Annotated in this window: 11 protein-coding genes; 9 read left to right on the top strand and 2 right to left on the bottom strand. The window is 70.0% G+C overall.

Annotated elements, in window-relative coordinates:
- Positions 1-58 precede the first annotated feature (58 nt).
- The 9 genes from VAR608DRAFT_RS09540 to tagF all read left to right on the top strand — a co-directional run bounded on the left by VAR608DRAFT_RS09540 (position 59) and on the right by tagF (position 10,257).
- Positions 59-382, top strand: coding sequence for a hypothetical protein (locus VAR608DRAFT_RS09540; RefSeq protein WP_088953852.1), 324 nt, complete (start codon positions 59-61; stop codon positions 380-382).
- Positions 383-409: 27 nt separating this feature from the next.
- The gene (locus VAR608DRAFT_RS09535) at positions 410-2,065 is read left to right on the top strand and encodes a DUF4384 domain-containing protein (RefSeq protein ID WP_157730770.1); all 1,656 of its coding nucleotides are present in this window, start codon (positions 410-412) and stop codon (positions 2,063-2,065) included.
- Entirely contained in the window at positions 2,049-2,465 is a 417-nt protein-coding gene (locus VAR608DRAFT_RS09530) for a hypothetical protein (protein ID WP_088953850.1), read from the top strand. Before VAR608DRAFT_RS09535 ends, VAR608DRAFT_RS09530 begins: the two co-directional genes overlap by 17 nt.
- A gap of 32 nt (positions 2,466-2,497) precedes the next feature.
- Entirely contained in the window at positions 2,498-3,232 is a 735-nt protein-coding gene (locus VAR608DRAFT_RS09525; protein ID WP_088953849.1) for a head GIN domain-containing protein, read from the top strand.
- Positions 3,233-3,294: 62 nt separating this feature from the next.
- A complete protein-coding gene (locus tag VAR608DRAFT_RS09520; protein WP_088953848.1) occupies positions 3,295-3,927 on the top strand; it encodes an OmpA family protein in 633 nt (210 codons plus the stop codon).
- Between the two features lie 132 nt (positions 3,928-4,059).
- Positions 4,060-5,259, top strand: coding sequence for a type VI secretion system lipoprotein TssJ (tssJ, locus tag VAR608DRAFT_RS09515; RefSeq protein WP_088953847.1), 1,200 nt, complete (start codon positions 4,060-4,062; stop codon positions 5,257-5,259).
- The gene (locus VAR608DRAFT_RS09510) at positions 5,256-6,356 is read left to right on the top strand and encodes a DotU/TssL family secretion system protein (RefSeq protein ID WP_088953846.1); all 1,101 of its coding nucleotides are present in this window, start codon (positions 5,256-5,258) and stop codon (positions 6,354-6,356) included. The genes tssJ and VAR608DRAFT_RS09510 overlap by 4 nt, the downstream gene beginning before the upstream one ends.
- 17 nt (positions 6,357-6,373) lie before the next feature.
- The gene (tssM, locus tag VAR608DRAFT_RS09505) at positions 6,374-9,676 is read left to right on the top strand and encodes a type VI secretion system membrane subunit TssM (RefSeq protein WP_172843829.1); all 3,303 of its coding nucleotides are present in this window, start codon (positions 6,374-6,376) and stop codon (positions 9,674-9,676) included.
- Positions 9,670-10,257, top strand: coding sequence for a type VI secretion system-associated protein TagF (gene tagF, locus VAR608DRAFT_RS09500; RefSeq protein WP_088953844.1), 588 nt, complete (start codon positions 9,670-9,672; stop codon positions 10,255-10,257). Before tssM ends, tagF begins: the two co-directional genes overlap by 7 nt.
- On the opposite strand, the gene VAR608DRAFT_RS09495 is transcribed toward tagF, so the two are convergent.
- Both VAR608DRAFT_RS09495 and tagH read right to left on the bottom strand, forming a co-directional pair.
- On the bottom strand, positions 10,221-10,961 hold the full coding sequence (locus VAR608DRAFT_RS09495) for a PP2C family protein-serine/threonine phosphatase (protein WP_088953843.1): 741 nt from the start codon (positions 10,959-10,961) through the stop codon (positions 10,221-10,223). The two genes, tagF and VAR608DRAFT_RS09495, sit on opposite strands and share 37 nt — an antisense overlap.
- Entirely contained in the window at positions 10,943-12,193 is a 1,251-nt protein-coding gene (gene tagH, locus VAR608DRAFT_RS09490) for a type VI secretion system-associated FHA domain protein TagH (protein WP_088953842.1), read from the bottom strand. Before tagH ends, VAR608DRAFT_RS09495 begins: the two co-directional genes overlap by 19 nt.
- Positions 12,194-12,198: the final 5 nt, after the last annotated feature.

The raw sequence follows: 12,198 nt of genomic DNA, 5'->3' as shown, positions 1-12,198 counted from the left end.
TCGTCCCCGTCCGCCAGCGCCACCGGCGCTGGCGGCCTTTCCAGCAAGGAGACCCGCCATGAATGCAAGCCTCGTTCGAACCACCCGCATCGTCCTTGTCGCCGTCACGCTGGGCGCCTGCGCCAATGCATTCGCGGGGCAGGAACTGCTGGACGTCGATTCGCGGTTCCGCGCCAAGATCGCGAAGGAGAAGGTCCGCATCGGCGCACAGGAGCGCAGGGCTGAAGAACAAGGGAAATCGCAGGATCAGAACCAAGGCGCCTGCGGCAGCCAGAGCATCGGCAACATCGACACCGGCGGGCGCGTCGGAGCCGCTCCGCGCGAGGTGTTCGTGTTCGCACCCAATGCCATCAACATCGTCGGCCGCGGCAGTTGCCGGTGAGCCCGAATCCCTCACATCGGAGATGTCATGAAACCGCGCCGCATGATGCGCTTCCTGGCGCTCGCCGCACTCGCAGCACTCGCGGGTTGCCAGGCGCTCGAGGTCAAGCAGCCAACGATCGAGCAGACCGCGGATATGCGCGTCGGTCCCGAGCAACGGCCCCAGCGTTCGATCACGGGCTTTTCGCAGCCGCTGCGCTGCATGGACACGCTGATGCTCGACTACGGCGTGCACGACATCACGATGCTGACCGAGGAAATCAACGACGAGACGAAGAAGCTGAACGCCGGAACGCGCGACATGCTGATCTCGGCGGTGTCGGACATGTCGCGGCGCAGCCGTGCGGTGCGTCTGGTCGCGTTCGGCAAGGACACATTGAACGTGGTCAGCTTTCTCTCGGCGGCGCAGACCACGGCGGTCTACCAGGCGATTCCGCGCTACGACATCAAGGGCTCCGTCTCGCAATTCGACGAGAACCTGATCAAGAACCAGAAAGACATGGGCGTCGGCTACTTCCCGTACTTCAACCTCGGCGTTGCAAAGGACGCGTCCACCAGCATGCTGGCGCTCGACCTGAGCGTGATGTCGACCAGCGACATGGGGGTGCTGCCGGGCGTCACGTCACGCAATTCAGTGGTGATCATGAAGCAAGGCAAGGGCATCGACGGCGATGCCGCGTATCACAAGTTCGGCATCAACTACAGCATGAACCTGGCACGCTCGGAAGGCCAGTCGCAGGCGCTGCGCGGGCTGGTCGAACTGGCGGTGGTGGAACTCGTCGGCAAGCTGACCAAGACCCCGTACTGGTCCTGCCTGGGCGTTTCCGACCCGAAGGCGAATGATGAAACGCGCCTCGAACTGCTGGATTGGTACAGCGCAATGGCCGCGACGCGCGTCGAGCTGATCGCCTACTTCCAGAACCAGCTGCGTCATCGCGGCTTCTACGACGGCCCGATCGACGGGGAATTCAATCCTGCCCTCGACGAGGCGATTTCGAACTATCGCGAACAGCTCGGCCTCAGCCACGCGGCAGTGCTCGACGAGAAGTTCTTCAGTGCCTTCCTCGCCGCGGATCACAGCAAGGTCAAGCGGCCGCCGCAACCGGCGCGCTACGTTCCGACCGGCACGCTGGCCACCACGATCGGATCGCCGACGGCTGCAGCACCCGCACCCGCACCTGCACCGGCAGCACCGGCCCACGCACCCGCGGCGCCAGCCCCCGCGCCAACAGCTGCTGCCGCCCCCGCGCCGACGGCGACGTCACTGAAGCTGTCGGTCTCGGCCTCGAACCGGCAGACGCGGTTTGCACGCGGGGAGTCGATCAGCCTCGCCCTTGCGCCATCGCAGGACGCACATGTCTACTGCTATCTGCGCGACGAGGACGCCAAGGTCATACGCTTCTTCCCCAACCGGTTCGCGCAGGACTCGCGCATCGCTGCGGCCAAGCCGCTCACCTTGCCCGGCCCGATGCGCTTCCGGCTCTCGATGAATGCGAAGGGCGTGCCCGAGACGGTTTCCTGCTTCGCAACGGCGCGCGACGTGATGCCGTCACTGCCCCCGGCCCTGGTCGGCATCGACTTCGAACCCTTGCCCGGCGTCACGCTCGACATGATCCGCGCAGCCTTCGACAAAGCCAGCGGCGGCACGCTCGCCCAGGAGAACTTCCATGTACAAGCCAAGTGACTTTCTTCCCGATCGTCGGAAGCAGCGACGTGCTCGCCTGGCAGTGCTGTCCCTCGCCGCCCTTGGCGCCGTGACCGCCCTGGTGCTGCAGTTGCCCCGCGGCGCGACCGCAGGCGTCGCTTCAGCCGGTGGCGACGAGCGTGTGGCATCCCAGCTCATGGCGGCGCAGCCGCCAGCGGGCAGGAAGGCACCGGCCACCTTTCACCTCCGCTGCTGGCAGAACGGCTACCTGCTGTTCGATGAAGGGCCGGTCACGCTCGACGCCGAATCACGGCAGGGTGCAAAGATGGTGGCGACCGACCGCCATGGGCGGGTCCTGATCGTCACCGCCGATATCAACGGAACGACCTGCCTGGCGCGCCCCTCCCCGCCGCCGCCCAGCCTCTGGCTGCCGCGCTGACCGCATCACCGCTCTGGCCTGGAGTCCCCGTCATGCACTGGTTCGCACAAGCCTTCTTCCCCGTTGCGGCATCGCTGCGGGCCGCGGCCCTCGCCGCCGGCTGCGCCGCAGTCCTTGCCGCAACCCCTTCCGGGCCGGCACAGGCAGCCACCGAAACCCGCAGCGTCGCCGATTTCGACGAAGTCGTGTCCACCGTCCCCGGCGAATTCAGCGTCGAACAGGGCCCGCGCGAGTCGCTGACCCTGGAAGCCGAGCCCGCGGTGCTGCGCAAGATTACTGCCGAGGTCCACGGTCGGCGCCTCGTCATCGGCATTGACGGCAAGGTCGAGACAGAGCAGCCGATCCGGATGAAGCTCGGCGTCAAGACATTGCGAGCCTTCGAGTCGCGCACCATCAACACGACCCGCATCGGGCCGCTGCGCAGCGAGGCCCTCGCACTGGTGCTGGCGGGCGGCGGCTCGATCCGCGTGGAGCGTCTGGAAAACGCGCAGAGCCTCGACGTTCGGATCACCGGCTCCGGCGATGTCGCCGTTGGCGGCGGCCAGGTGACGGCACAGCAACTCGATATTGCCGGCATCGGCAGCTATTCCGCACCCAGGCTCGCCAGCGAGCGCGCCACCGTGGCCATCGACGGCAACGGAAAGGCGCAGCTCGCCGCCAGCAACACGCTGGCAGTGCGCATCGGCGGCATCGGCCACGTGCGCTATCACGGCGATCCGGCGGTGACACGCTCCATTCGCGGCATCGGCTCGGTCGACAAAGATTGAACCGGGCGGACGGTGCGCGCAACCCATGGGCATCGACGACCCCAACGCCTCAGGAGCCTCAAATGATCCGCTACCTCAGCACCCTCGCCCTCGCCCTCGCCGCCGCCGTGGCAATGATCGCCGCCCCCGCCGCGAAGGCCGAGAAGGTCATGGTCTACCGCGAAGGCCAGCTCGTGATCCCGGAGGACGTGGCGGACGTGCTCGGCAACACCCGCTCGATTCGCCTGCTCGACGATGCGCCCGCGGCCCCGGCCAAGGCCACGGTGAAAACCACGGCGATGGCGACGGCTTCCCGGGTGAGCGTATCGGCGCATCCCTCGGACAAGGCACGCGTCGTGCGTGCCGATGCGAACAGCGCTGCCTCGGCGCTGTCCTTGCCGGTGCAGTTTGCCTTCGATTCCGCCGAGATCCTTCCGGCCGCACGGACCCAGCTCGACGCACTCGCCAAGGGCATCAAGCTGCTGGCACCAGGAAAGATCGTCACGGTCGAAGGTCACACCGACGCCTCGGGCAGCCCGGCCTACAACCTCGAGCTGTCGCGCAACCGGGCTCGCGCCGTGCGTGACTATCTCGTTCACGAGCACGGCATCGATGCCGCTCGCCTGAAGACCGTCGGGTACGGCCCGAGCCAGCCGATCGAAGACACCGATCCGTACGCCGCCATCAACCGTCGTGTGCAGTTCCGCGGTTCATGAGCGCCCCCAGGGCCGGGCTGCGCCCAGCCCGCCCCGCCCTCCCCTTGTGCCGCCGCAGCGCTCCACCGAGAATGGGATGCGATCGCCAGTGGAGCCCTCGAGATCCGCAGCATCCATTCTTTCGGCCGCACCATGAACCGCCGTCGCCTGCTCGCCTGCCTTGGCTTCGGTTTCGTGCCCGTCTGGTGGAGCCGAGCCGGCCTCGCGCAACCGCGGGCCACGGGCGAGTCGGCTGGCCAACGCCGTGTCGCACTCGTCATCGGCAACGGGCGGTACCCCGAGATCCCGCTGAACAACCCCGAGCACGACGCTCGCCTGGTCGCGCAGACATTGCGCTCCCTCAACTTCGAGGTCGGCGAGTATCTCAATCTCAATGCCCGCGACTTCAAGCGCGTGTTGCGGGAATTCGCGCGCCGCATGGACGACGATCAGGTGGCATCGGTCTTCTATTACGCCGGGCACGGCGTACAGATCGGCGGGCGCAATTTCCTGCTGCCGGTCGACATCGCATTGCGCGATGAGGCTGAAGTGCGCGACGAGGCCATCGACATGCAGGAGGCGCTGCTCACGCATATCGATCGGGTGCGTCCACGCGCGCGCATCTTCATCATCGATGCCTGCCGCAACGACCCCTTCGCGATGCGCGGCGCTTCGCGCAACGCCAACGGCCTGGCCGAGATGGCGGCGCCAGGTGCCCTGATCGCCTTCTCCGCCGCGCCGGGGCGCGTCGCCGAGGACGGCCCGGTCGGCGGCAACAGCATCTACACGCGTCACCTCGCCGCCGAGATGCGAACCCCTGGCGTGGATGTCGAGGAAATGATGAAGACCGTCCGCATCAAGGTGCTGCGCGACACCTCGGAGCGCCAGATTCCCTGGGTCAACACCTCGATGGTCGTGAATTTCATGTTCAACCCCGCGCCGGCGCCGGCGCTGGCCGGACCCAAACGCAACCTGCAGCTGCTCGTGCAGGCGCAGCGCAGCCTGAACACCGATGCACGCGATGCGTCTGCCTCATTGGCGCTCAGGGTCTACGTGCTGAGCGACGCGAGCAGCTTCGAAAAGGCGAGCTTCGACAGCCTCTACGACGATGACGAAGCCACCCTCGGGCCGAACATGCTCGCGCGCCAGAGTCTCTACCTGCGCCCCGGCGAAGCGCGCGAACTGGACCTCGAGCTGCGCGGCGACGCGCGTGCCGTCGCGGTGTTCGGTGCGTTTCGGGAAATCGAGCGCTCGGAGTGGCGTGCCGTCCTGCCATTGCCGGATGGATCGCTGGTGCCGCGTGCGCGCCTCGAAGCGCAGGCACGCCGACTGCAATTGGGGTGGGCCAAATGATGCAAGCCGATGCGCCGGATCGCGCGGGCGAGCCGGCCGCCGCGCGCGCGCTGCGCGTCGAGGCCCTCCCCCTCGTTGCCCTGGTGGCACGCCTTGGCGAGGCGACGCCGGCCGACCCGGCCGAATTGCGCCGCTCGCTGGCTGCGGCAGTGGCCCATTTCGAAGCCAATGCGCGCGTCGCCGGCGTTGACGAGGCCGGCGTCGCGGCCGCGAGCTACGTGCTCTGTGCCTGGGGCGACGAGCAGTTCGGCGCGGCGCCGTGGGGCGCGGGCGGCGCCGGACTGCTGCAGCGCTTTCACGGCGAAGCCGAGGGCGGCGACAGATTGCTGCGCCTGCTGTCGCGGTTGGCCGAAAAGCCGCGCGAGCATCGCGCGCTGCTCGAACTCTTCCATACCTGCCTGAGTCTCGGGCTGCGCGCGGGCATGGCCCTGGGCAGCCGCGACCACGAGATCCTGCGCACGCGCGTGCACCTCGCGCTCGAACAGGCGGCGCCGGCTCCGGCCTTGGTCGCTTCGTGGCACTGCGCGGCCGCTGCGGCGAGTCCGCCGCGGGCGCCGCGCGTCGCCTTGCCGGCGGTCCTGCTGCTCGGCGTGCTTGCGGTGGGCATCTACAGCGCCAGCCAGCTTCAGCTCGCAGCGCGCGTCGACGGCGTGCTGGCGGCCCTGCAGCGACTCGTACCGGCATCCACCGTCGCCGCGCAGCCGGTCGCGGCCGCGGCGACGGCGCCGCCGCGTCTGGCCCCGGAACTGCAGGGCGACATCGAAGCGGGACGGCTGTCCGTGCGCGACGAGGCGCTGCGCAGCGTGGTCGTGGTGAGCGCCGATGCACTCGGCGACGCCACCGGGCCATTGACGCGCCTGGGCGCAGCGCTGAAGAAGCTGCCGGGCAAGGTGCTTGTCGTCGGCTACACCGATGGCAGCGATCCCCCGACGGCACGCATGCCCTCGGCCTGGCATCAGGCGATGGAATGGGCGCGCGGTGCCGCCGACATCCTGCGGCCACAACTCGGCGATGAGCGGCTGGCGGTCGAGGCCCGCGTCGACGCCGCGGCCGGCGCGCCCCTCAGACGCGTCGAGATCGTCCTGTTCCCGCAATGAAGGCGTTGCCACGCTTCGTGCAACGCGCCGTCAACCTCGGTGCGGCCGGCATCTTGTTGTGGATCGCGGCACCGCTCGTCGCCTTCGGCAGCTGGCACCCCTTCGATGGCATGCGCGCGCGCATTGTCCTGCTGGCTCTGGTGGCGACCCTGCTGGCCGGCCTGCGCGGACTGCGGGCCTTGCTGGCGCGGCGGCGCAACGAGCGGCTGCTGAAGGGCCTCGAATCCGGCGACGCCGGCGCCGAGCTGAGCCAGCGTTTCCGCGAGGCGCTCGCGATGCTGCGGCAGGGAATCGGGGCGCAAGGCACGCATCGCTGGTGGCAGCGCCGGCGACAGGTGCAGCAGCTGCCCTGGTACCTGATCATCGGCGCGCCCGGGGGCGGCAAGACCACCGCGATACTGCATTCGGGTCTGCGCTTTCCGCTCGCAGAAAAGCTCGGACGCGACCCGCTCGCCGGCATCGGCGGAACGCGCCAGTGCGACTGGTGGTTCAGCGAGGACGCCGTGTTCATCGACACGGCGGGGCGCTACACGACGCAGGACAGTGACGCCGCGGTCGACGCCGGGGAGTGGCAGCAGTTCCTCGCGCTCCTGCGCCGGCACCGGCCCGTGCAGCCGATCAACGGCGTGATCGTCAGCGTCAGCGTGCCCGACCTGCTGCAAGGCGGCGCGGAACTCGGGCGCCAGTCGGCAGCCGTCGCATCGCGCCTGGAAGAACTGCGCCGCGAGCTCGATCTCTCCTTTCCGATCTACCTCTTGGTGACCAAGGCCGACCTGCTCGCCGGCTTCGTCGAAACCTTCGGCGACCTCGATGCCGCGCAACGCGAGCAGCTCTGGGGCCTGGTGTTCGACCCCGGCGTGGCAGGCATCCCGGTCGATCTCGCAGCAGCCCTCGACGACCTCGCGCAGCGCCTCGCCGAACGCAGTCCCGGCTTGCTGCAGCAGCAGCGCACGCCGCAGCTGCGCCTGCCGATCTATGCGTTCGCGGCACAGTTCAAGGCCCTGCTCGCGCCCCTCGAAGGCTTCGTGCGCGAGGCCTTCGCCGGCATTGCCGCCGAGCCCGCGCAGCGCCTGCGTTCCCTCGCGCTGACGAGCGGTACGCAGGAGGGCAATCCGATCGACCGGGTGATCGGCGAACTCGCGCGCAGCCACGGTCTGTCGCTCAAGCCGCTGCCGCGCCCGGATGCCGGCGGCAAATCATTCTTCCTGAACGCGCTGCTCAAGCGCCTGGTGATCGCCGAAGCGCCCCTGGCTGGCCAGCGGCTGCAGCGGCTGCGGCTGCGCCGGCGCGCCGCCATTTTCGGCGCGGCATTCGCCGGCGCCGTCCTGCTGGCCGCCTCTGCCCTCTGGTGGCAGAGCTACCGTCGCAACCTCGCCTATGTCGACGCCGTGCGCACCCGCGTCGAGCAGTTGACCCAGCGCATCGGTCCCCTGGAATCGGCAGGGCTCGAGCAGGTGTTGCCGCTTTATTCGCTGCTCGAGCATCTGGCCGCGAACGACGGCATCGATCCGGATGAGCCGCCGGCCGGCTTCGGCTTCGGGCTGTTCCAGGGACCGCGGCTGGCGCGCTCGGCGGAACAGGTCTACCGCGAGATGCTCGACCGGAGCCTGGCGCCGTTGCTCATCGAGCGATTGCGCCGCGATCTGCGCCAGGCCGAGGACAGCGCAACACGCTATGAGGCGCTGCGCGCCTCGTTGATGCTCGCCAACCCGCAGCGGCTGGTCCGCGGCGAGTTGCGCGGCTGGGTCGAGGAGACGCTGGCGCAGGCGAGCGGCGCTGGCGAACGCGGCGAACTGGCGCGCCATGCCCGGAACCTGCTCGAGCGCAGCGGGCTGCCCGAGGCCATGCGCCCCGACGATGCCGGCGTGCGCACGGCGCGCAGCGCCCTCGCGGCGCTGCCGCTGGCGCAACGCGTGCACGAGCGCCTGCTGCGACGCGTTCCCGATCCCGAGCCGCCGCAGGATCTTCCGACACGCCTCGGCGCGGCCAGCGCCCTCCTGTTCGCAGCGTCGAGCGCCGGGCCGATGCCGGCCCATTCGAGCGCCGGCGACTGGCGGCGCAATCTGGCGCCGGCGCTCGAGACGACCTTCGATGCGCTCGCGAGCGAGGCGGACTGGGTGCTCGGCGACACCGGCGGCGAAGTGCGACGCCTGCAGAAGGACCGCGCCTGGCGCGACGAGATCGCCACCCAGGTCGGCAAGCGCCAGGCCGAACGCGTGTTCGCCGCCTGGTCGCGCCAGCTCGATGCCCTTGCGTTGGCACCCAGCAGCGACGCCGGTGACGCGTCGCGCCAGGCCACGGAACTCACGGCACCTGATTCGCCGCTGCGCCGCCTGCTGACGCGCCTGGCCGACGAGTTCAGCGCCAGCTCGCAGGGCGGCAGCGCCGCCGATGTCGCCTTCGATGGCCTGCTCCGGGCCCGCTTCGGCGCCCTCGGCGATTACGCGGCGGGCCCCGGGCCGCGAGCGCTCGACCGCCTTCACGCCCTGGTCGCCGGCAAGCGCGACGAGACGGCCCGCGCCGACCTCGACGCGACCTTGCGCACCGAGGCTGCGGGCGCGCCCGCGGCGCTGCGCCGGGTCTACCTCGACCTCGGGACACTGATCCGCTCGCGCGGCGGTGCCAAGCCGGGTTTCGACGATGCGCTGGTCGAGCTCGCGCAGACTTGCAGCGCGCTGACGCGCGAGCGCTTTCCGTTCACTGCCACCGCGGTGCGGGACATGGCGCCGTCCGACTTTGCCCGCCTGTTCGGACCCGGTGGCCTGTTCGACGAATTCCGGCGCAACCAGTTGGCCGAACGCGTCGACACGACGAGCCGGCCGTGGAAGCCGCGCAGCGCAGGCGCCAACGCGGGCAACCCGGATGCCTTCGAGCGCGCAGCGGCGATCGGCAGCCTGTTCTTTCCCCAGGGTGCACCGCTGCCCGAGCTCAGGCTGCGCCTCACGCCGCAGCGCATGGACGGCGAGCTGCTGCAGTTCAGCATCGATGTCGACGGCCAGCTCCTGCGGTTCGAAAACGGCCCGCCACGCGCCAAGGAGCTGGTCTGGCCGGGACCGGCTTCGACCCAAAAAGTGCTGATGCGGGTGCTGCCCCCCGGCCCCACCGGGGTCGGCGCCGAGATCCATGAAGGTCCGTTCGCCTGGGTTCGGGTGCTGCTGCGCGGCGACTGGAAGGGCGCGCGCGGCGCGCCCGCGCTCCTCACCTTCGCCGTCGACACCCGGACCCTCGACGTCGAGGCGAGCGCAGCCGGCACGCCCGACGCCGATATCTGGACCCTGCGCGACCTGGCCGCCTTTCATTGCCCGCAGACATCATGGTGAAGTCGTCATCGCGTCGCGTCTCCTGGTATGGCAAATTGCCCGCGCGTGGCGACTTCGTCGGCCGCGGCCTGCCCGCGCGCTGGCGCAGTGACTGGGATGGCTGGCTGCAGCGCGGCCTCGCCCTCGCCGCCACGACCTTGGACGCCGCGGCGCTGCGCGAACGCCTGGGCAGCTTCGCACCGTGGCGCTACCTGGCGCTGCCAGCGCCCGGCGAGATCTGGTGCGGCATCATCACGGCGTCACACGATCGTGTCGGACGCGCTTTTCCGCTGACGCTGGCGGAACGCTTCAACGCGCCGCCTTCGCCTCATGAAAACGCCGCCCGGCTCGCGTCGCTGCTCGGCGCGGTCGCCGATGGACCCGACGCGCTCGAAGCCGCGATCGCCGCCTTGCCGCCTCGCCGAGAGCAGGAATTCAAACCCGCCGAGGCCTGGCCGCCGGAGCCGGCCAGCCTCTGGTGGCCGCTCGCCGCCGCGCAGGATGTCGCTGCGCGGCCTGCGGCCTGGCCACCGGACCCGGCGCTGGTGCTCGAACTGCTCGGTATTCAACCGGCCTCGCACCAGATCGCGAGCGCGGAGTAGTTGTCCTGGTCGTTGCGATCGGCCCGCTGCACATCCGCTTCGAGGCGATCGAGCCAGGCCTGGACATTGGTGCAACCGGCCAGGCTGCGCGCCATCGCGGCATCGTCGAAGGCCGACCAGAGGCCGTCGCTGCACAGCAGCAGGGCATCGCCGGAAGCGAGCACCTGGGGCGTCTCCAGGACCTCGAGGTCGAAGCCTTCGGGCGAGCCGAGCGCCGAAGTCAGCTGCCCCGGGGCGGCGTCGCGCGCATTCAGCCCGGCATCGCACAGGCTCTGCGCGAGGCTCTGATCACGCGTGCGCCCGAGCAGCCGGGCGTCATACCAGCGGTACAGGCGCGAGTCGCCGGCATGCGCCCAGAGCGCCGCGCCGCTGCGCAGGTTGAGCAGCAGCACGACGATGGTGGTGCGCATGTCGGCCGTCAGGGTACCGGCCACCTGCTGCGCCACCACTGCGTCGTTGGCCCCTTGCACGAGCCATTTCAGCGCGTTCAGGCTGACCTCGGGCTGGAGCGCGAAGGCCTCGAGCACATGCGTCACGGCCGCCCGCGAGGCCACCTGGCCGCCGCCGTGCCCGCCGGCACCGTCGCACAAGGCGGCAACCAGGGAGTCGGCGCCCAGCCAATAGCCGAAGGCGTCTTCATTGCACTCGCGCCGCCCGATTCGCGACAGCGCCGCGACCGAGACGGTCAGCGCACGTTGGGCCATGGCGCCTCCGGTGGTGGGGCGTCGACGTTGACGTGCGACTGGGCTTCATAGGCACGCAGGAATTCCCGTCCGAAGATGGTCTCGAAGTCGTCATCCAGGTGCTCGAGCAAGTGGGCGTGTTGCAGCCGATGGCGTTCCCAGAGGGCCGCGGCGCGGAGCATGGGAAAGCGCGCAAAGATGCCGCGCGCCGGGCCCTCCGCGTTCTCGGCGGCCTCGGGACCCAGGCGGGAGAAGAGCTCGAACACCGCAGCGCGCATGCCGGCCACCATCGCCACCTGGTGCACCAGCAGGTCGCGATTGGCGTCGCGCAAGGCCGCCACGGGGTCGAGGAAGCCGGGGCTCGGCTCACGCTGCAACATCCGGGTCAACGCTTCGGTGGCGTCGGGCGAGAACTTCAGCGGGTTGTTGTGGCGCGGCGCGATCACCGTCCCCTCGGCGCGCATGTGGCGTTTCGCGACCGCACGGCTTTGCAGCAGCGCGAGCGTGCCTTCGGCGGTCGCCCGCAGCAGCGCCCCCAGATGCTCCATCCATTCCGGCGTCAACGGCGGCACGTGGGCGCCGTCGAGTCCGGCGCCGCGACCGAATGCCGCCGCAAGCTCGGCCAGTTCCGGCGGCCCACCCTCGGCAACCCGAGCCGACGGCCGCGCCGGCACCGCCGACGCCACCGACTCAGGGGCTTGCACGGGCGGCGGAGCCGGTGGCATCGAAGGCGCGCTCTTCGCCATCGGAAAGCCGGTTCGCACGACCAGCCGATTCGTGTCCCACGACACCACGGCACTCGATGACGCCGGCTCGGGCGGCGGTGCCAGGTCCGGAGACGGCGCGACCTCCGGCAGCGGCGATTGCGCAGCCAGCGGATCGAGCGCGCCGTTCAGTTCGAACCAGCGGTCCAGGCGCGCGCGCGGAGCGGCCGGCGCGGCGATGCATTCGACAGCAAGCTCGAACCCGCCGATGCGCAGGCGGTCGCCCACCGACAGCGCGATCTGATCGCCCGGGGCCAGCTCGGTGTCGTTCACCCACAAAGGGGTGGTGCTGCTGATGCAGTGCACGAGCGCGTCCTGGCCGAGCGGGATGACTTGTGCATGTTGGCGCGACACCCTGCGCAGCGGGTCGGCCAGCACCAGGTCGCATTCGTGCGAACGCCCGATGACGAGGCCCTCGGGCGGCAGGGGAAGCGCCGTCGCATCGGGCTCGGAGGCACCGGGGCGGCGCACGACATGCAGCGCGATCACGGCGG

The organism is Variovorax sp. HW608 (assembly GCF_900090195.1).
Taxonomy (GTDB): Bacteria; Pseudomonadota; Gammaproteobacteria; order Burkholderiales; family Burkholderiaceae_C; genus Variovorax.
Note: the sequence above shows the minus strand (reverse complement) of the source record. Positions and strands in the feature narration are given on the sequence as shown.

Bases quoted from the DNA above. Each gene is read 5' to 3' on its own strand.
- tagF (WP_088953844.1), top strand. From the start codon at position 9,670: ATGGTGAAGTCGTCATCGCGTCGCGTCTCCTGGTATGGCAAATTGCCC.
- VAR608DRAFT_RS09495 (WP_088953843.1), bottom strand. From the start codon at position 10,961: ATGGCCCAACGTGCGCTGACCGTCTCGGTCGCGGCGCTGTCGCGAATC.
- VAR608DRAFT_RS09510 (WP_088953846.1), top strand. From the start codon at position 5,256: ATGATGCAAGCCGATGCGCCGGATCGCGCGGGCGAGCCGGCCGCCGCG.
- tssJ (WP_088953847.1), top strand. From the start codon at position 4,060: ATGAACCGCCGTCGCCTGCTCGCCTGCCTTGGCTTCGGTTTCGTGCCC.
- VAR608DRAFT_RS09530 (WP_088953850.1), top strand. From the start codon at position 2,049: ATGTACAAGCCAAGTGACTTTCTTCCCGATCGTCGGAAGCAGCGACGT.
- VAR608DRAFT_RS09520 (WP_088953848.1), top strand. From the start codon at position 3,295: ATGATCCGCTACCTCAGCACCCTCGCCCTCGCCCTCGCCGCCGCCGTG.
- VAR608DRAFT_RS09525 (WP_088953849.1), top strand. From the start codon at position 2,498: ATGCACTGGTTCGCACAAGCCTTCTTCCCCGTTGCGGCATCGCTGCGG.
- VAR608DRAFT_RS09535 (WP_157730770.1), top strand. From the start codon at position 410: ATGAAACCGCGCCGCATGATGCGCTTCCTGGCGCTCGCCGCACTCGCA.
- VAR608DRAFT_RS09540 (WP_088953852.1), top strand. From the start codon at position 59: ATGAATGCAAGCCTCGTTCGAACCACCCGCATCGTCCTTGTCGCCGTC.